17 protein-coding genes and 1 pseudogene are annotated in these 19,254 nt (G+C 73.4%); 9 read left to right on the top strand and 9 right to left on the bottom strand.

The features are described from left to right. Positions 1-9: 9 nt before the first annotated feature. From RIN75_RS23955 to RIN75_RS23940, 4 genes are all read right to left on the bottom strand, one after another. Positions 10-1,005: a hypothetical protein gene (locus RIN75_RS23955; RefSeq protein WP_309114248.1), complete on the bottom strand. Its 996-nt coding sequence runs from the start codon at positions 1,003-1,005 to the stop codon at positions 10-12. Beyond that, complete coding sequence (locus tag RIN75_RS23950; protein WP_309114247.1) at positions 995-1,513, bottom strand: SigE family RNA polymerase sigma factor; 519 nt, start codon at positions 1,511-1,513, stop codon at positions 995-997. Before RIN75_RS23950 ends, RIN75_RS23955 begins: the two co-directional genes overlap by 11 nt. Positions 1,514-1,586: 73 nt before the next feature. Continuing rightward, positions 1,587-1,991, bottom strand: a complete 405-nt coding sequence (locus RIN75_RS23945; protein ID WP_309114246.1) for a RidA family protein — start codon at positions 1,989-1,991, stop codon at positions 1,587-1,589. A 299-nt stretch (positions 1,992-2,290) separates the two neighbouring features. Beyond that, on the bottom strand, positions 2,291-2,743 hold the full coding sequence (locus RIN75_RS23940) for a GNAT family N-acetyltransferase (protein WP_309114245.1): 453 nt from the start codon (positions 2,741-2,743) through the stop codon (positions 2,291-2,293). Between the two features lie 49 nt (positions 2,744-2,792). Between RIN75_RS23940 and RIN75_RS23935 the strand changes: the two are divergent. Then, positions 2,793-2,957: pseudogene (locus RIN75_RS23935) on the top strand (amidase); the annotation flags it as partial. Positions 2,958-3,280: 323 nt separating this feature from the next. Further along, the gene (locus tag RIN75_RS23930; protein WP_309114244.1) at positions 3,281-4,237 is read left to right on the top strand and encodes a DUF5914 domain-containing protein; all 957 of its coding nucleotides are present in this window, start codon (positions 3,281-3,283) and stop codon (positions 4,235-4,237) included. A gap of 6 nt (positions 4,238-4,243) precedes the next feature. On the opposite strand, the gene RIN75_RS23925 is transcribed toward RIN75_RS23930, so the two are convergent. The 5 genes from RIN75_RS23925 to RIN75_RS23905 form a co-directional block, all read right to left on the bottom strand. Next, the gene (locus RIN75_RS23925; protein ID WP_309114243.1) at positions 4,244-5,770 is read right to left on the bottom strand and encodes an FAD-dependent oxidoreductase; all 1,527 of its coding nucleotides are present in this window, start codon (positions 5,768-5,770) and stop codon (positions 4,244-4,246) included. 96 nt (positions 5,771-5,866) lie between these two features. After that, on the bottom strand, positions 5,867-6,181 hold the full coding sequence (locus tag RIN75_RS23920) for a lycopene cyclase domain-containing protein (RefSeq protein WP_309114242.1): 315 nt from the start codon (positions 6,179-6,181) through the stop codon (positions 5,867-5,869). Next, complete coding sequence (locus RIN75_RS23915) at positions 6,174-6,497, bottom strand: lycopene cyclase domain-containing protein (protein WP_309114241.1); 324 nt, start codon at positions 6,495-6,497, stop codon at positions 6,174-6,176. Before RIN75_RS23915 ends, RIN75_RS23920 begins: the two co-directional genes overlap by 8 nt. Before the next feature lie 59 nt (positions 6,498-6,556). Further along, positions 6,557-8,149, bottom strand: a complete 1,593-nt coding sequence (locus RIN75_RS23910; RefSeq protein ID WP_309114240.1) for a PQQ-dependent sugar dehydrogenase — start codon at positions 8,147-8,149, stop codon at positions 6,557-6,559. Between the two features lie 7 nt (positions 8,150-8,156). Continuing rightward, on the bottom strand, positions 8,157-9,095 hold the full coding sequence (locus RIN75_RS23905; RefSeq protein ID WP_309114239.1) for a lysyl oxidase family protein: 939 nt from the start codon (positions 9,093-9,095) through the stop codon (positions 8,157-8,159). A gap of 170 nt (positions 9,096-9,265) precedes the next feature. On the opposite strand from RIN75_RS23905, the gene RIN75_RS23900 reads away from it, so the two are divergent. From RIN75_RS23900 to RIN75_RS23870, 7 genes are all read left to right on the top strand, one after another. Beyond that, positions 9,266-11,062: a hypothetical protein gene (locus RIN75_RS23900; RefSeq protein WP_309114238.1), complete on the top strand. Its 1,797-nt coding sequence runs from the start codon at positions 9,266-9,268 to the stop codon at positions 11,060-11,062. After that, positions 11,055-12,914 (top strand): TOMM precursor leader peptide-binding protein, encoded by a 1,860-nt coding sequence (locus RIN75_RS23895; RefSeq protein ID WP_309114237.1) that lies wholly within the window; start codon positions 11,055-11,057, stop codon positions 12,912-12,914. The genes RIN75_RS23900 and RIN75_RS23895 overlap by 8 nt, the downstream gene beginning before the upstream one ends. A 16-nt stretch (positions 12,915-12,930) precedes the next feature. Further along, positions 12,931-14,385, top strand: a complete 1,455-nt coding sequence (locus RIN75_RS23890; RefSeq protein WP_309114236.1) for a SagB family peptide dehydrogenase — start codon at positions 12,931-12,933, stop codon at positions 14,383-14,385. Positions 14,386-14,591: 206 nt separating this feature from the next. After that, on the top strand, positions 14,592-14,783 hold the full coding sequence (locus RIN75_RS23885) for a hypothetical protein (protein ID WP_309114235.1): 192 nt from the start codon (positions 14,592-14,594) through the stop codon (positions 14,781-14,783). A gap of 120 nt (positions 14,784-14,903) precedes the next feature. After that, on the top strand, positions 14,904-17,276 hold the full coding sequence (locus tag RIN75_RS23880; RefSeq protein WP_309114234.1) for a lantibiotic dehydratase: 2,373 nt from the start codon (positions 14,904-14,906) through the stop codon (positions 17,274-17,276). After that, complete coding sequence (locus RIN75_RS23875) at positions 17,269-18,195, top strand: lantibiotic dehydratase C-terminal domain-containing protein (RefSeq protein ID WP_309114233.1); 927 nt, start codon at positions 17,269-17,271, stop codon at positions 18,193-18,195. The genes RIN75_RS23880 and RIN75_RS23875 overlap by 8 nt, the downstream gene beginning before the upstream one ends. Further along, entirely contained in the window at positions 18,192-19,253 is a 1,062-nt protein-coding gene (locus RIN75_RS23870) for a thiopeptide maturation pyridine synthase (protein ID WP_309114232.1), read from the top strand. Before RIN75_RS23875 ends, RIN75_RS23870 begins: the two co-directional genes overlap by 4 nt. Position 19,254 lies beyond the last annotated feature (1 nt).

The following is a 19,254-nucleotide window of genomic DNA, read 5'->3' as shown; positions in this document are numbered from 1 at the left end:
AAGGAGGGGTCAGCCCACCATGGCCAGGCCCAGTTCGGCGAGTTGCGCTTCGGTCAGCGGCAGCGTCGGCCGGCCCGCGCCGACCCGGTGCGGGTTCCCGGGGTCCTGCCGGTTGGTGGCGAAGTCCGGGCTGCCGAAGTTCCGCACCGTCAGCGAGTGCAGCTGTCCGTCAGGCCGGTAGATCCGCAGGGTCTGGGTCAGCGACGCGAACGGGTCGCTCGGCGCCACGTCGTAGATCTGCAACACCGTCCCGTCCGCCAGCACGTGCCGTTTCGGTGGCGCGCAGTTGCCCATGTCGTACGCCTGCCCGTCCGCCGCGGTCAGCGGATCACCGGTGAACCGGCCGAAGGTGAGCACCACGCTGCCGGTGCCCCCGGCGTCCTCCACGTCGACGGTGTAGTCGAACCCGTCGCGACCGTTCGACCCGGTGGACGACAGCCTCCGCTCGACCAGCAGGCCCACGCCGTCGGGCAACGGCAACGAGCTGCTGCCGGGTTGCGAGGCCGGGCTCGTCGGGCGGCTGACCGACGGCACCCCCTTCACCTCGATCAGGGTCCGCCGGACCCGTTCCTGCAGCACCGTCAGGTCGGCACGGACGCTGTCCAGGTCGCGGCCGGTGGCGCCGGGGACCTCGCACCTGGGCACCGGCCCGGTCGGCCAGCCGGCCGGTGGTCGTGCGGTCGGCGCCGGAGTCCACGTGGTGCGCGGGGAGTGCGTGGGCAGGTCGGCCCGCGGCCACGGCACTCCGTTCGGGCTCGACCCGCTCGTGGACGTCCCGGTCGCGGCGACGTCCTGGCCCCCGGACGACAGGGCTCCCGCGCTGACCGCCACCGAGGCCACCCCGGCGACCGCGGCCACCGTCGCCACCGCGGCACCGAGCTGGTGGCGCCGACGCCGCCGCCGACCACGGGCGACCGCGTCGACCAACCCGCCGCGGGGCCTCGGCGGGGTCCGTTCCGCGAGTTCGGCCCGCAACGCGGCCCCGAGGTCGTCGTCATCCCACATCCGACACGCTCCGCTCCGGTGAGTCGGCGTCGCGGTACGCCGCCCGCAACGCCTGCATCCCTCGTGACAGTTGACTTTTGACGGTGCCCGCCGAGCACCGCAGCACCTGCGCGACCTGCTCGACGGGCAGGTCGTGGACGATGCGCAGCACGAGCGTGGCCCGCTGCCGCGGTGGCACGTCCTGCAGCGCCGCCAGCAGCGACTGCTGCTCGTCCACGCGCGCCAGTTCCCTCGAGTGCTCCGGCCGCTCGGGCGCCTCGGCGACCAGGCGTTCCTTCGCGCGGCCCCGCCGCCTGGTGTCGAGGAAGAGCCGGACGAGGGTGGTGCGCAGGTAGCCCTCCGCGTTGCCGCCGGCCACCCGCGGCCACTTCGCGTACAGCCGGACGAAGCTGCCCTGGGCCAACTCCTCGGCCTCGAGCCAGTCGCCGCACAACGCGTACGCGGTGCGCCGCGCCGCGTCGAACCGCGCCGAGTAGAAGTCGGCGAAGTCTTGATCGAAACCGGCCACCGGCATTCCTCCTGCAGATCTTGGACGGGCTAAGAACGCGGTCAGCCCCGGGGAGGTTGCACGGGTCCCGACATCAGTCCGCGGCCACCGCCGCGACGGCCTCCACCTCGATCAGCAGATCCGGCCGGAACAGCCCCGCCACCTGCACCAACGAACTCGTCGGCGGCCGCTCGGTGTCGATGAACTCGTCACGCACCGCCCGCACGGTCGCCAACCCCGACGTGTCCGTGACGTAGAAGGTCAACTTGAACACATCCGCCCACGACGCCCCCGCCGCAGCCAACGCAGCGCCCACGTTGCTCATCACCTGACGAGTCTGGGCCGCCCAGTCACCGGCCGCAGCGACCGTCCCGTCCGCCGCGATCGGCACCTGACCCGACGTCCACACCAGCCGACTGCCCGGAGCGATCGAAGCCACGTGGCTGTACCCGTTGGGCTGCGGAAGCGTGGACGGCGTGGAGAACTCGATGTTGGTCACCCGATCACCCTACGACCGGAAGTGATCCACCACTCGGTCACGCGCGGCGGGATCGAGTGGTGGATCGACGAACGCCCGGACGCCCGGACGCCCGGACGTCAGGGCGTCAGGGCGTCAGGGCGTCAGGGCGTCAGGGCGTCAGGGCGTCAGGGCGTCAGGGCGTCAGGGCCAAGCCAATACCCGATCAACCGCAGCGTGTTCGCTCTCACCGCACGATGGTCCCGAACGCCGATTTCGAACGATCCCAGACGCTCGACAGCCCGAGAACATCAGCGGTGTCGCCGCGGGCACCGTCGGTGTCAGTCGAGGAAGCGCTCGGCAACCGTCTGGCCGTGGAAGGTCTGCCCGGTCGGGGTGAAGCCCAGCCGCAGGTAGAACTGTTCGGGGCCGTCGGGGTGCGGCACCCACAGGACGGTGACCCGGTTCTGGCCCCGGCGGCGGGCCTCGGCGCAGAGTTGCTCGACGGCGAACCGACCGCATCCGGTGCGCTGGTGGCCAGCTGCGACGTTGAGTCGCCAGATGCCGCAGCGGAAGTAGTCGATCGGGGAGTCCGGGTCGAAGCCGCCCATGATGAACCCGGCGAGTTGGTCGTCGTCGTAGACCAACCGGGGCCATGCGGCGTCTGGTTGGGCGTAGGCCTCGGCGAGCGACACCGCGACGGGCGCGACGAATTCCTCCTGCCACGGCTCGACTTTCAGCGCGCAAGCGGCCAGGACGTTGTCGGGTGTCACGGTTTCCAGTCGGAAAGACATGACTGCGGAGTCTGGACGGGCGTCGGGGCACATGTCCACACCCGAGCCGCTCGTCGACGGTGGCGCCCGCGTCGAACGGCGCAGTCCGCTGCTGCCCGACCTGACCGGAGCCGCGACGCTCTACATGCAGTTGCTGATCTCGGGCTCCGTCGCGCGCTTCCCCATCGGGCAACTCCAGGCCCGCGCCGCCGCACCGGGCGCGGACGACCGAACGCGACGAGATCCTCACGTTGATGCGCGGGCTCGGCCCGTACGGGAGTGAAATCGGTCAACCCTGCGACGGCGACTGGTGCGCGTGCGACCTGCTCACCGACGACTACATCCGGCGATCAGTCCACAGTCGACCAGCCGGCGCGGTGCCGCACCGGGGCGCGCCTCGGGGAGTGCGCCCGTCATGCAGGGCGCGGTGCGCGGACTTAGCGTGGGGCCACGGCCCGACGAGAGGAACCCGATGTCAGTCGACCGCGAGCTGGACGGCTCGCCGTGGCACGGCCCTTGTCGGCGGCCGCTGGACCCGACCACCCTGGGATGACGACCATGCACGTTCCCCTGCGGCGATTCCGCTCTCGGCCGTGGCACGAGCAGCAGCCGACGTGGCGCGACGCGAAGCCCGCCCTGATCGAGGCCGCGCTGAAACGGGCGCGGGCCAGGCCGTCCGGAAACTGGTTCGTGGTGGGCGCGTGCCGCGAGGTCCGGCCGGACCGGCCGGCGGGGCGGACCGTGGCGGGCCGCGAAGTCGTGCTGTGGCGCGGCGCGGACGGCTCGTTGCGGGCCGGGCCGGGGGCCTGCCCGCACCTCGGTGCGCCGCTGTGCGACGGTGCGGTGCACCGGGGGCGGCTGGTGTGCCGCTGGCACGGCCTGGCGCTGGACGGCGACCGGTTCGGCGGCTGGAGCCCGTACCCGACCCACGACGACGGTGTCCTGGTGTGGGTGCGGCTGGACGACGTGGGCGGCGAAGAACCCCTGCCCGCCCCGGTGCTGCCGGTTCGACCGCCCCGAACCTCGATCGCCGCCGTGACCACGCTGTTCGGGCGCTGCGAACCCGACGACGTGGTCGCCAACCGGCTCGACCCGTGGCACGGCGCCTGGTTCCACCCCTACTCCTTCGCGAACCTGCGGGTGCTGGAGGCGGCCACCGAGGAGCGGGACCGGTTCCGGGTGGAGGTGACGTTCAAGGTCGCGGGCCGCTTCGGGGTGCCGGTGCTCGCCGAGTTCACCTGCCCCGAGCCGCGCACGGTGGTCATGCACATCGTGTCCGGTGAAGGCGAAGGCAGTGTGGTGGAAACCCACGCCACCCCGGTCGGGCCGGCCCGCACGGCGGTGATCGAGGCGTCCATCGCACACTCCACCCGGCCCGGCTTCGCGCTCGCAAGACCCGCCGCACCGGTCCTGCGCCCCCTCATGCGGTGGGCCGCCGCCAGGCTGTGGCGAGACGACCTGGCCTACGCCGAACGGCGCTACGCGTTGCGCACCTCAGGCCGGTCGCCGGGCTGACCAGCGCTAAGGCGTCTCCAGGCCGGGGTTGCGGCCCCAGCGTCGGGCCACCGCGCGCAGCAACGGCACCCGACCCCGGGTCGGCACCGTCCACAGTGGAGTGCCGCGCACGCCCCACCGCGCCAGCAGCGCGTTCGCGGCGGCGAAACCCGTGGTGGCGGCACGTTCCATCAGCGCCACCGGCAGGTCGATGCGCACCAAGTCCCCCGCCAGCACCAGGAACGGCTCCGGCGTCACCACCGCCGGCCGCCGCGCGAACCCACCGGGCGGGAACAGCGGGCAGTCCGACCGCAGCTCGTGCCGCTCGTCCACCACCCGCGCCGCCTTGGTCTCCGGGAACACCACCCCGAGCTGGTCCAACAGTTCCCGCCGAAGATCCACCCCGGCCGGCAGCGCGTACCCGTGCAGCTCGACCACCGCCCCACCGGTCCGCGCCGCCCACGCCCGCGCCTCGTGCTCGTACCGGTCCAGCACCGACACGTTGTCCAACGGGCCGTACCCGCTGGTCCCGACGAACCCCGGCCGGTCCGGCGCGACCGGCCGGTCCAGCCAATACCTCGACACCAGGAACGGCGGCGCGGTCTCCAGCGCGGCGATGTCCGCCCGCCACTCCGCCGAGCCCAGATCCGGTGACGACCCAACGACTTCCCTCAACCCACCGACATCAGTCGCCAACACCACCGCGTCCGCGTCGATCGGCTCGTCCGCGTGCACGACGAACCGCCGCCCGCCCCGCTCCACCGCCGACACCGCCGTCCCCCGCCGGACCTCCACCCCCAGATCCCCGAGGTAACGGGCCAGTGGCTCCCACAACCCGTGCGGGAACGGGTCCGCGGCCACGTCGAACAGCAGCCCCTCACCGGAACCCAGGAAGTAGATGTGGAACATGGTCACCAGCTCGGCGGCCGACATCCGGGCCGGGTGGGCGAAGAAGCTGCGCGAAAAAACCTCCAGCGCCAACGCGTGCGCCGGCCCGGGAAATCGCAGCAGCGAGAGGTATCGGGCCGCGTCGAGGCCGTCCAACTCCTCGTAAGTCCGAGGCACCTCCACGTCCAGCAGCGGCAGCGCGGCACGGGAGTCCACGTCCCGCAGGTCCCGCCACCGGAAGGTCGGGCTGCGGGCCAGGAAACCCAGGGCGTTCCACGGCACCGCGGCCGGCAGTCCGGCGAAACCGTCCCGGTGGCCGTCGGCGTGCCACAGCGGGTAGTCCGGGAGGCCGACCAGCGCGGTGCCGTGCGGGTCGGCGCGGCGCAGCAGCCGGCGCAGGTTGTAGTACTGGCGGAAGAACGCGTGGAACCCGCGGGTCATGGTGGCGGAACTGCCGTCCGCGAGCCGCGTGGGCCAGCCCCCGACCCGCCCGCCGAGGTGCCGCTGCCGTTCGCACAGCACGACCCGCGCACCGCGTTCGGCCAGCAACACAGCGGCGGCCAGTCCCGCGATCCCGCCGCCCACGACGACCACCCGGGGCTCCGGCCGGCGCAGCGAGGGCCGGCCCGGGACCGGGTCGTGGCGCACCGCCCTGCGATCAGGCATCGGGAGCCCGCCCGACGATCAGGCCGACCAGCAGGTCGTACCCACGTGCAGCGGTGTCGCACACGCCGGGAACCTCGCCGACCGCGAGCCGGCGCGTCACACCGACTCCCGCCGGGACGCCCGCACCCACAACGCCAAGGTCGAGGTCACCAAAGCGAAACCGAACATGAAGTCCTCCACCGGGATGTCCCACGGCACCCGCACCCCGCTGATCGCCCACCCCGCGTAGTGCACGACCGGGGCGTCCAGCTTGGTCAACCACCCGTCCACCGGCACCTGGAACGCGAAGACGATCGCCATGGTCACCCAGTACGCGGGACGCCGGAACACCCCGGACCGCACCACCGCCAACTCCAGCGCCACCACCACGACCACCGACAGCGCCGCCGCCAGCAGGTACTCCCTACCCAACCCGTCCCCCGCCCCGCGCCAACGCGTCCACCGCCTCGAAGGTCAACAGCCCGCACACCGGCACCACCAGGAAGAACAGCACCTCCTCCACCGGCAGCGCCCCCGGCAGCACCAGCCCGGACGTGAACGCCGCGCTGAACGTCCAGTGCCCGCGCGCGATCGCCACCAGGTCCCACGCCGTGAACACCACCAGCACGGGCAGGAGCACCCGGGCCAGCAACCGCCAGCGCCGGTACACCCCCGCCCCCACGAACTCCAGCGGGAACGTCACCACCAGGCACGCCACCAGCACCCCGAGGTACTGCCAACGATCCATGCCACCCTCCCGTCAACCCCACCGTAAGACCGCCGGCACCGGCCCGCACGACAGGCGGTTCACCTCCGCAGAACGACCTTGAGCACCCGCTCGTCGCTGTTGCCCGCCACGCTGTCCTTGTCGCCCTTGGTGCTCGTGGTCAACCACAGGTCGCCGTCACCGGTCGGCTCGACCGTGCGCAGCCGACCGTGGGCGCCGTGGAGGTACTGCTCGGCCTCGCCCAACTCCTCGCCGTTGATCGGCATCCGGTAGAGCCGGGCGCCCCGCAGGCACGCCACGTACAGCGCGTCCCCGACGACGGCGATACCGCTGCACGAGCCCTCTTTGGTGGTGTAGGTGCGCTTCGGCGGGACGAAAGAGGGGTTGTCGCACGGGCCTTCGCACAGCGGCCAGCCGTAGTTTCCGCCGCGCACGACCAGGTTGGTCTCGTCGGCGAGGTGGTTGCCGAACTCCTGCGCCCACAGCCGGCCCCGCGAGTCGAACGCCAACCCCTGCGGGTTGCGGTGGCCGTAGCTCCACACCGCGTTGCCGAACGGGTTGTCCGGCGGGACTTTGCCGTCCGGGTCGAGCCGCAGGACCTTGCCCGCCAGGCTGTTGCGGTCCTGGGCGGAGTCCCGGCGCTGGGCGTCGCCGGTGGCGATGTAGAGCTTGCCGTCGGGACCGAACCGCAACCGGCCGCCGTTGTGGTACTTGTTGCGCGGGATGCCGCTGATCACGATTTGCGGACTGCCGCTCAACACCCCGTCGACGTAACGGATGCGCACCACTCGGTTGTCGGTGGCGGTGGTGTGCATCACGTAGAGCCACGGGTGTTCGGCGAAGTCCGCGGCGACGGCGATCCCCATCACGCCGCCCTCGCCGTCGCTCCCGGCCGCGTCCGGCACCGTCCCGATGCTGGTCTTGGTGCCGGTGGCGGGGTCGAGTCGGACGATGTCGAAGGCGTCCCGGCGGCTGTAGAGCACAGCGCCGTTCGGCAGGGTCGTCAGGCCCCACGGAAGGTCGTCGTCCGAGGCCACTTCGGTCACCGAGCAGACGGCCGCGACGCGGAACGGGCCGGTCATGGCGTGGGCCGGCGCGCTGGGCGCGGAGCGGTTGCCGGCGACGTCGCGCGCCACCCCCCGGTACTCGTAGCGGGTGACGGCGGCCAGGCCGGTGTCGGCGTAGGAGGTCGTGTCCGCGGCGACCTTGCTGACCTGGACGCCGTCGCGCAGGACTTCGTAGCCGGTGACGGCGACGTTGTCGGTGGACCGCACCCACCGCACCTTGATCGCCGTGCCCCACTCGCCCGCGCCGACCCCGACCGGGACGGCTGGTGGCTCGGTGTCGGCCTGGCAGTCCGGCACGGTCACGGTCACCGTCGGACTGGCCTGCGAGACGTTGCCCGCCGCGTCCCGGGCGTTGACGTACAGCCCCCACGCCGCACCCCGCACGACCGTCAGATCGGCCGATGTTCCGGCGACGGAGGTCATGTGCTGCCCGTCGTGGTAGACGTCGTAGGCCGCCACGCCCACGGCGCCCGAGGCGGCCGTCCGGGACAGGGTCAGGCGTTCGCACGTCAGGTCGCTCACGCGGGGGTCGCCGGGCGCGGTGGGTGGCGTGGTGTCGGAGGCCGCCCCGACGCTCGCGGCGACGAGCACGGCTACCAGGAACATCCGCACGTCACCGCACCGGGGGCAGCCACGGCCGGGCGCAACGCTCCTGCCCCGGGCAACTGCGGATCAGCTCGACGCGCGGCGGTTCGGTGATCTCCGCCGGCGGGTTCTTCGCTCCCTGCGGCCATTGCAGCAAGATCGCGATGGAGGAAGCGTTGTTGTCGTACCTCTTCTCGACCAGGCCGCGGTCGGGGTTGACCACGTTCACCACGTCGTACAGCCCCGATGGCGCATGGGTGAGGTCGAGCCATTGGAAGTCGACCTTGTAGGGGTAGTCGTCGCCCGACCCGACCGAGATCCCCTGCTTCACGGTCGTCGCCGCGGGGTCGCGCATCTTGCACATGTTGCGGCGCAGGAACTTCGCCAGTTCTCCGGTCGGGCTCGCGTCGTCCTGGGGTCGTGCGGGCAGGTCGTCGGCGATGGTGTACCGGTCCCCCAGGCAGAAACCGTTCTTGCGGTCGGTCACGACCGTCTCGCCGCCGGGGGTGCGCAGCATGAAGTGCTCGAAGTCGAGCAGGTGCCAGTGCTCGTGGGTGGGGGCCGGCTCGTAGTACACGGTGGCCGGCAGGTCGCGTTGCGCCTGGTCGTAGGACGCCGGGATCGAACCGTCCACACCGGACTGGAGGGCCTGTCGCGCCCGCATGGTCGGCTCCTCCGGCGACCTGCGCGCGTAGATGACCAGCGGACCGTCGCCGATGTTGTCCGCGGAGCTGGTGAACCGCAGCCGCACCGCGGCGGCCGGTCCGTGCTCCAGGCACGGTCCCCTGGGCCTCGACGCGTCCGCGACCATGCACACGTCCCAGTCGCGGCACTGCGCCGGTTGCACGGTCGTGCCGCCGGGGCAGCCCACGGGCGCCTGCCTCAGGTCCGGCAGCGGGTGACCGGACGGCGCGGGCACGCCGAGCGCGACCACGAGCGTCAGCACGGCCGGGATTTTGCTGAGCACCAGGCCAATCTAACGCCGCCCGACCGACCCGAACGGACGGTTCACCCGGGGGTGGCGGTGACGTCCCGTCACCACTCGACCGTGGCCGGCCGTCACGCTTCGAGCACAGGTCGGGTCGGACGATCTCGTTTACGGTCGGGGCACGGGTCACCACTGTCGCGGAGGTCGGTATGCGTCCACGGCTTCGGGCCGACGTGCGGTACGTGAAGAGCCCGGACGGGGTGTACGTGCGCGGCGCGGCCGGGGCGTGCACCCTGACCGGCGGGGCGAGCTACGAGTGGCTGGACCGGCTGGCCCCGTTCCTCACCGGCGAGCACGTGCTGGACGACCTCGTGGAGCCGTTGCGCGGCGACCAGCGGGCCGTGGTGGAGCACCTGGTCCGCTCGCTGATGGAGCAGCGGCTGCTGGTGGACGCCCAGGACGACGAGCCGCACTCGCTCACCGAAGAGGAACAACGGGTCTACGCGCCGGAGATCGCGTTCCTCCGGTACGCGGGGAACTCCGCCGAGCACCGGTTCGAGCGGTTGCGGTCGGCGCGGATCGCTTTGGTCGGCCACGGACCGGTGATGGCGGCGCTGCTCGAAGCGGGGTTGCGGTCCGGGTGGCGGCGGGTGGTCGTGTGGGCCGACGACGAGGAGGTCGACGCGCTGCGCGCGGTGGGGCGTGCGGCCGTGCGGGACAGCGCGCAGGACGTGGTGATCGGGCCGGAACCGGCGGCGGAGCCGGACGCCGATCTGGTGCTGTGCGTGTCCGACCGGATGGAGGACCTGGTGGCGGCGGCGCGGTTCGGGGCGCGCGCGGCGCTCGGGCAGGTGCTGGTCGGTGCGGACGAAGTGTGGGTGACGGCGGTCGGTCCACCCGAACGGGTTGCCGCGGAAGGGTGTTGGCAGCGGCTGGGCGCGCCGCGCGGCGGGGACGGCGGGCTGATGACCGGTCCGGTGCCGGGGATTGTTGCCGCGCACGTGGTGATGTCGTGCTTCCACTACCTGACCGAGTCGGACGTGCCCGGGGAGCCGGTGCTGACCCGGATCGACCTGCGGGACCTGTCCGCGCGGACGCACCGGCCGCTGCCTTACACGTTCGCGATGGACGTCGGGGCCGATGCCGTCGCCGAGGTGGATCGGGTCGACGAGCGGCTGGTCGACGGCCGGGTGGGTGTGCTGCGGGAGTTGGACGAGGGCGAGTTGCCGCAGGTGCCGCTGGCGGTGTGCCGGGCGTCGGTGTCCGATCCCGGGTTGGTGCTGCCGGCCTGGGCGCCGGCTCCTCGGGTGGTGGGCTGGGGTGTGGACCGGGAGCGGGCGCGGTGGCACACGGTGTTGGCGGCGTTGGCGACGTACGGGAGCCTGGTCGACCGGGGTGGGGAGCGCGTCGACCTGCTCACCGGCCTGCCGTGCCTGGCGGCACCGGTTCCGGGGCGGGCGCCGTACCGGGCTCCGGTGGGGGTGGCGGCGGGGCGTTCGTGGGGGGATGCGGTGACGGCCGGGCTTCGGGCGTGGTGCGAGGCGCTGCTGGTGGAGCAGGCCGATCCGGGGCGGCCGTGCGACCTCGACGCCGTGGTGCGGTCGTGTGGTGATGAGCGGGCGGCGGAGTTGTTGCGGTTGGTCCGGGCCGCGGGGGTCGAGGTGGTGTCGGAGGACTTGGGGCACGTGTTGGGGGTGCCTGCTGTGGCGTTGCGGGTGGGTGGGGCGTCGGTGGTGACGTGTGCGGCGACGGCCGGCGAGGCGTTGCGCGATGGGCTGGAACGGGTGCTGCTGCGGTGGCAGTGCGACCCGTGGGACGGCCCGGTGGTCACGCGCTGGGTGACCGAGGGTCGGCGGGTCCCGGTGGTCGAGGACTCGCGGTGTCGGGCGTTGGTGGGGGCGTTGCGGCGGGTGGGGCGTGTGCCGGTGGCGGTGCCGCTGGTGGCCGACGACGCGGTTCGGGAGCGGGTGCCGTGCCTGGTCCGGGTGGTGGTCGACGGTGACTGACCTGCTCGCGGCCGAAGCGGTCGTCACCACGCGGGCCGGGGTGTTCGGCCCCGACCTGCTGCGCACGGCGTTGACCGAGGCGCTCGGTGATCGGGTCAGCTCCGGTGAGGTGGCCGGTGCGGCGTGGCTGCCGGTGCGGGTGGACGGGCCGCACGTCCGGATCGGCCCCCTGGTCCGCCCCGGTGTCCCCGGCTGCGACACGTGCGCCGACCGCCGCTGGGAGACCAACCGGGCGGACGGGCCGGGGTGGGCCGCGCTGCGCCGCGAGTTCGGCGACGACCCGGTGGACGCACCAAACCCGCTGGTGACGGCGGTGACCGCACGTGCAATCGTCGAGGTGGTCGTGGACGAACTGGCCCGCCCCGACGGCCGCACCCTGGGCGCGGTGCTGGTGTTCTCGCTCACCACCGGCCTGCTCACCCGCCACCCGTTCCTGCCCGACCCGCAGTGCCCCGACTGCGCGCACCCGCCCGCCGACACCCGGTCGGCCGCCGAGATCCGCCGCCGGCCGCTGCCCAAACCCGACCCCTCGACGTTGCGCGCGAGCACGCTCGACGGTCGGTGGCCCGACCTCTTCGAGTCCTATGTGGACTCCCGCACCGGCCTGGTCGGCTCGCTGTCCTCCGGCGCGCCGTACGGCATCCCGACCGCCGTGGCCCGGCTGGGTCCGCCGCGCCCGGACGCGGAGCACCGGCACGGCTACGGCCGCAGCCGCGACTTCCGCACCGCGCGCCTGACCGCGATCACCGAGGCGCTGGAGCGGTACGGCAACCGCCGGCCGCTGGGCCGCCGCACCGTCGTCACCGCGCCCCACACCGAGGTCGCGGACCACGCGATCGACCCCCGCGACCTGGGCCTGTACCCCGACGACTGGTACGACCAGCCCGGTTTCCCGTTCGCCCGCTTCGACCCGGACCGGCCGGTGGCCTGGGTGTGGGGCTTCTCGTTCGGGCGAGGCGAACCGGTGCTGGTGCCGGAGAGCTACGCCTACTACGGGGCCCGGACCCGGTCGCAGGACACCCGCATGGTGTACGAGTGCTCCAACGGGTGCGCGTTGGGCAGCTGTCTGGAAGAGGCGGTCCTGCACGGGCTGCTGGAGGTCGCCGAGCGCGACGCGTTCCTGATGACCTGGTACGCCCGCCTCCCGGTGCCCCGGCTGGACCTGGACTCGGCTGTGGACCGGCGCATCCCGGTCACCGCCGAGTTCGTCCGCCAACGCCGTGGTTACACGATGTCGGCCTACTCGATCACGCTCGAACAACGGGTGCCGGCGGTGATGGTGCTGGCCGTGGACGCCCTGAACCGCCCCGACGTGCCGCGGCACGGGTTCAGCGCCGCCGCCCACCCCGACCCGGAACGCGCCCTGCTCACCGCGCTGACCGACGCCGCCGCCGGCATCGGCAGTCGGATGGGCCGTTTCGACGCCGGCAAAGCGGCCCGGATGGTGGCCGACGTCGACGAGGTCCGCGAGATGGCCGACCACGCCCTGCTCTACGGACACCCCGGCACCGTCTGGCGACTGTCCTTTTTGGAGGGTACGAAGCGGTTGACGTTGCCGGAGTTGCGGGCGCGGACCGCGTGGCCGACCCATCACGACCTGGGCGACGACCTGGCCGAGTTGGTGCGGCGCTACGCGGCCTCCGGGTTGGACGTGGTCGCGGTGGACATCACCGCGCCGGAGCAGCGCGCGGGCGGCTTCGCGGCGGCCAAGGTGATCGTGCCGGGCACGCTGCCGATGACCTTCGGCCACCGCTACCGCCGCACGCACGGCCTGCCGCGCCTGCGCACCGTGCCCCGCCTGCTCGGGCACGGTGTGGGCGGGCTGAACCCGTACCCGCACCCGTTCCCCTGACGTGCCGGAAGGCGTCGTGTCGCACGTGGTCGCACCACCGTCCGCCGTCGTGCCGGGCGAGGCGACGCGGCAGTACCTGGCCGCCCTGGCCGCGCGCAAGCGCGAGCGCATCGACTGGAGCGCCGCGCCGCCGACGTACAAGCGGTACCCGGCCAAGGGGCGCGTGGTGCTGCCGTGGCGGGAACCGTCGCTGCCCGGCGACCTGCTGCGCGGCCTGCTCGGCGTGACGCGGGCGGAGTGGGCGCACGGAGCGCGCACGGTGCGGCTCAAACGACCCGCTCCGTCGGGTGGCGCGCTGTACCCGATCGAGGCCTACATCGCGCTGCGCGACGGGCTCTACCACTACGACGCCGCCCACCACGCCGTGGACCTGGTCCGGCCCGGCGACCACCGGCCGGTGCTGCACGCGGCACTGGCCCGGCCGCCCGCCGTGCTGCCGGAGCTGGTGGTCGTGCCGGCGGCGGTGTTCTGGCGCAACGGGTTCAAGTACAAGGAGTTCGCTTACCGGTTGCAGTGCCAGGAGATCGGTGTGCTCAGCGCGCAGGTGCTGGCGCTGGGCGAGCGGTTGGGCGTGCCGATGGGGGTGCACTGGCGGTTCGACGACGCGGCCTGCCAGTCGCTGCTGGGCCTCGACCCGGCGTGCGAGGGCGTCCTGGGCGCGTTCACCTGCGGCACCACCACGGCGACCAGCCACGTCCCCGCCCCCACCGCGACCACCGAGAACCACCCGCCACCCAACACCACCGATCACCTGCCGCCCAGCGTGGCCGATCGGCTTCCGCTGCTGACCGCCCTGCACGCGGCGGGCGCCGCACCGCACCCCGGCGTCCTGCCGCCCGCGCCACCGAGTCCACGCGGCCCGGTCGTGCGCCTGCCCGCTCCGCGCGCCGTCCGCTTGACCGACGGCCTGGCCCGGCGCGGCTCCCCCGACAACGGCTTCCTGCCCCGCCCCATCCCCGCCGGCACCCTCGCCGCGGTCCTGGCGCACTGCGCGGCCGGCTACCCCGGCGACCTGCCCGGCACCGCCGACGCCCCGGTCACCGTGACCCCGTACGTGCTGGTCCAGCGGGTCACCGGAATCCCGGCCGGGGCCTACCGGTACGACCGGCGGACGGGCGCGCTGGTCGCCACCGGCGGCACGGGTGACGTCCGGTCCGCCCCGCTCCAGCCCAACACCCGACTGGCCCTGCCGGAAGCGGCGGCCGTCGTGGTGCCGGTCGGCGACCAGGCGACCGGGGCCACCGCGTTCGGCGACCGCTGGTACCGGCTCCAACAGGCCGAAGCCGGCCTGGTCGTCCACCGCGCCGCCCTCGCCGCCACCGCCGCCGGCCTCACCGCCCGCATCCACTCCGACGGCACCAACCCGGTCACCGACGCCGCCCTGGGCCTGGCCGGACCGCTGCGGTCGCTGTCATTCCTGCTCCTGGGTACTGCCCGACCCGGCAGCACGGTGACCACATCCCTGACGTGACCGCCCGTACCCCGCGCCCCGGTCCCGGCCAGGTGACCCGGGACGCCCGCCACCGGACCCGACTACACGGCGTGCCACCGCGAGATCGTCCACCGCGACCCGCGCGGGTGACTGCGCCGCCGCCCGCCGGAAAACCGTGCTGCACTGGCCACGATGCCCGGAAACCCATCGGGCACAACGAATCCGCCATCACGGGAGGGATTCCCATGACTGCCTCGAAACCCGCTCTGAACCTCGACGACCTCGCCGTCGAGACCATCGGCGTCGTCCCGGCCGTCGGCCCGGAGGACATGACCGAGGGCCACGGGCTCACCGAACTCGGCGCCTCCAGCGAGTGTGGATGCGACTGCGACTGCACGGGTGGTAGCTGCGACTGCGACTGCGACCGCATCGGGTAGCCGACGAACCTGGCAATCGACGCGCGACCGTGTGGGGGCATCCGCGGCGGGTGCCCCACCCCCATCGTCTGGAGTGGACCGTTGCGGCCGAAAGCGCTTCCCCCGGCAGCGGGGTACCAGGTGAACGACGTGGTCGGTGTCCGGGTCGGCGGGGTGCCCGTGGCCGACCTCGAAGCGCTGCGGTGCCCGCGTGTGCAGGCGGCGCTGGAGGAGGCCGTGGCCCTTACCCGGTGGCTGCGGGCCGAAGGGACGGCGTTGTCCGACCTGCTGCACCCGGTGATCGGCCGCTGCGCCGACGCGGACCGGCCGCTGCTGGTGGCGTTGCGGCGGGCGGTGTTCCGGGGCAGGCGGCCGGCGGCTCGGGTGTGGACGGCCCGGCGGGCACTACCGGCGGACCTCGCCGCCCGGCTGGAGCACTGGGCACAGGCACTCGCACGAGAGCCGGGCGTCACGCGGGCGTTGGCGACCGACCGACCGGCCGCCGCAGCGGCGTTGGCGGACGAGCAGCCTGTGGCCGTGGCGGTCGCGCGGGCGTTGGCGGAGGACCGGGCGGCGGCGGTGGCGGGGTTGCGGGTGGCGGCCCGGCGGGACGCGTTCCGGGCGGCGCTCGCGTCGGCCAGCCCGGACCTGACCCGCGCGGTGACGGCATGGCTGGACGACCCGGCCGCGCCCGAACCCGGCCCCGGCGCCCTCGCCAGCCTCGCGAAGTACCTCGCCCGCGCCGCGCTCAAGCCGAGCCCCTACGCCTCGTTCACCCTGAGCGGCCTGGGCGGGTGGACCGCCACCGGCCCGGCGGTGACCCCGTCCGGCGACCTCGACTGGCTCTCCGTCCCCGAGTTGGACCGCCCCGCCGTGCTGGCGCTCTGGGACGCCCTGGCCGCCTTCCCCACACTGCGTGACCACGTTCGACTCCGGGTCAACCCATCGGTCGAAGAGGACGGCGGTCGGCTGTGGTTCCTGGGCGCCGCAGCCGGTGAGCCGATCGTGTCCGTCGCCGCCACCGAGGCGGTGCGCGCGGTGCTGAACTTCGTCCGCACCACACCCGAACCGACCACGGGCGCACTGGTCCGCCACCTCGACAGGGCAGCCGTCACCGGGCTGGTCGACCTGGGCCTCCTCGCACCGCTGCGCCCCTTCCCGGACCAGTCCGCCGACCCGCTCGACCACCTCGCCCGCTGGGTCGCCGACCACGACCCCGACTCACCGTGGCCGGCACGGCTGCGCCGCTTGCGCGCGGAGTCCACCGAGCGCGCGGCCCGGGACCTGCTCGACGGGGTGCTCACGGACCTGGGTCGCCCAAAGTGGTCCGCACGCCGGCCCGTGCTGCTGGACAACGCGGTGCTGCCCCAACGCGTCGTCACGTGCGGACGCGACCAGTGGCAACCGGTGCTGGCCGACCTCGAAGCACTGCGCGGCTTCCTGGGCGGGCTGGACCGTTCACTCCCCTTCAAACTGCGCCTCGCGGCCCTGTTCCGCGACCGCTTCGGCCCACGCGCCCGGGTGCCGTTCCTGCGGCTGTACCGGGAGTTCCGCGCCCACCCCGGCCCCCGCGAGCGGTCCGACCCCCGACGTGCCGTGCTCACCGGGCTGTACGACGACAGCGCCGACGTCATCACCGTGGACCCGCAGGTGCTGGCCAAACTCGCCGCCGCCTGGCCCGCGCACGTCATCGCCCCCGGTTCGGTGTGCTGCTACGGCCAGGAAATGCCCGGCCCCCGGTTCGTGCTCAACACGGTCCGCACCGGCTACGGCTGGGGCGTCACCCGCACCGAACACCTCCTGCGGACCGCCGGCGTCACCGTCCCCGACCGCACACTCACCACCGCCCCGGACGTCGCCCTGGCCGAGTGCCGAGCGGCGTTCGGTTCGCAGCTCAACCAGCGCGTGCAGGCTGTTCCGCACGTCCTCGACCACCCCGGCGGGCAGCCGCCGGACGGCCCGGCGCTGTCCCCCGCAGACCTCCACGACCGGACCGGCCGGCAGGTCCGCCCCCTCGCCCTCGGAATGCTGGTGGAAGACCTCCTGCCGCCCGCTCTCCGGTTCCTGGTGGCGGTGTTCGGCGAACCGCAGACCGCGTTCACCCTCCCGGACGACGTGGGCTGGCGCCGCCCGGTGGACGGTGTCGCGCGCCGCCCCCGGCTGGAGGTCGGCCGGGTCGTGCTGGGCCGCGCCGGGTGGCGGGTGCCCGCGGCGGACCTGCCCGCCCGGGGCGCGTGCGACGCTGAATCCCTGCTCAACCTGGCACTCTGGCGCGACCGCCACGGCCTGCCCCTGCGGTGCTTCGCCCGCGCGGCCGGCCGCCGCGACCGGTCCCGCAAGCCCGTCTACCTCGACTTCTCCACCTGGTTCGCCCTTTCCGCCCTCCCTCGACCCGCCGAAGGTCACGTGGTGTTCGAGGAGGTCCTGCCCGACCCCTCGGACGCCCCGCACCACGGCCCGCACGGGCAGCGCGTCACCGAATTCGTCTTCGAGCTGTCGGAATCCCATGGCTGAGCCGACATGGATCGCCGCCCATGTGTTCCACCGCGGCGACCAGGACCTCCTCGTCTCACACGCGATGGCCCCGTTGTGCGCGGAACTGCTCCACTGTGGACAGATAGATGACTGGTTCTTCCTGCGCTACTGGGAAGGCGGCCCACACGTGCGGCTGCGCCTGCGCGTGACCGGGAACGTCCAAGAGGTACGAACGGCCGTGGCGGACACCTGCGCCCGCCACCTGACCGACCACCCCTCCCCACCCGACACCTGGACCCAGGAGCGCTACCAGGCCATCGCCCGCCACCGCGCGGCGGCCGAGCCCATGACCCGCTGGCAGCGCCGCCTGCGCCCGGTCGACACCGTCGAGTTCACCGCCTACCGCCCCGAACACCGCACCTACGGCACAGGGATCGCGTTGCGGGCCGTCGAACGGCACTTCACCGACTCCAGCCGCATCGCCGCCGCTCTGCTGACCACCCCGCGCGACCGGCGCGCCGCCGTCGCCCTGGCGATGCTCACCCTGACCACTGCGGTGTGCGAGCCCGACCTCGCCCGCGCCTCCGCCCGCTTCACCACGACCACCCAACTCCCCGAGCGCTACCGCGACCAGGCACGGCTGCTGTGGTCCCACGCGTCCAGAAACCCCGCGCCGACCGATCCGCTCGCGGTGTGGCTGCACTCGATCCGCGCCGTCCACACGACGTTGACCGCACTGCGCGAAACCGGCGGGTTCGCGCCGGACGACGTGCTCTCCCGGTTCGCGGGCCTGGCCCGCGCGCTGTGCCCGGACGACCCGCTGGTCCCGTGCGTCGTGCTGCGCTGCGCGCACCTGCTGTGCAACCGCCTGGGCCTGTCCGCGGCGACCGAGGCCCGCCTGGTCGACCTCACCACCGCGAGCCTGTCCGCACTCCACGACGAGGTGGCCCCGCCGTGACCACATGGCACTGCGTCCACGTCCAGTACTACGACCCCGACAAGGACGGCCTGATCCTCGACGCCGTCCGCCCCCTGTTCGACGACCTGCGCCCGCACGCCGAGCGCCTCCACCTCGCCCGCCACTGGCGGCGCGGCCCGCACGTGCGCCTGTTCGTCAAGACCGACCCGGGCAGGTGGACCCGCGTGGTCAAGCCGCGCATCGACACCGTCATCGGCGAATACCTCGCGGCGCACCCCTCCACCACCGTGCCGGACCCGGCGCGAGCGCTGGCCCAGCACCGCCTCCTCGCCCGGCACGAGCAGGAGCACGGCCCGCTCACCCCGTGGCTGCCCGACAACACCGTCCACGAACAGCCCTACGACCCCCGCCTGCACGTCCTGCGGAGCCCGGAGACCGCCGAGCTGATGGCCGAGTTCGCCGCCGACAGCACACCCCTCCTGTTCGATCTCCTCGCCCAGGCCCGCGTCGGTGCCCGCAAGGAACTCCTCGCGCTGGAACTGATGCCGGCCACCTCCGCCACCGCCCGCCCACCGATCACCCGCAGCTTCGTCTCCTACCGCTCCCACGCGGAGGGCTACCTGCACGCGTGCGGCGACCCGGACGCGGTCCGCACGGCGTTCGAAGGGCACTACCGCACCCACCGACAGTCCTTTGTGGACTGCACGCGAGAGGTCCTTGCGACTCCCGGCCCGTTCGCGCGTGCCTGGGCGGCCCTGTGCCGGGAGTACGGCCCCCGCGTCCAGCCGCTCATCGGCCAAGGCTTGGTGTTCGCCCCCACCCCCGCCGAACCTCCCGCCATCACACCCCGCGCCCCGATGCACGCGATGATGTTCGGCAACCGCGCGTTCCGCCAAGCGGTCTTCGCCAACCCCGGGTTCCTGCGCTACCGGTTCCTGCTCAACTGCACCTACCTCCAGATCAACCGGCTGGGCCTCACCCCGTACGAACGGATGCGCACCTGCCACTGCGCCGCGAACGCGGTGGAGGAAATCCACGGGATCTCGGCGATCGAGCTGGTCCGAGCCGCGGTCGACGCCCGTCCGAACACCCCGTGAC

Origin of the sequence: Saccharothrix sp. (assembly GCF_031180885.1) — a bacterium.
In the GTDB taxonomy this organism is placed as follows: Bacteria; Actinomycetota; Actinomycetes; order Mycobacteriales; family Pseudonocardiaceae; genus Actinosynnema.
This window is presented reverse-complemented; position numbering and strand designations above follow the sequence as displayed.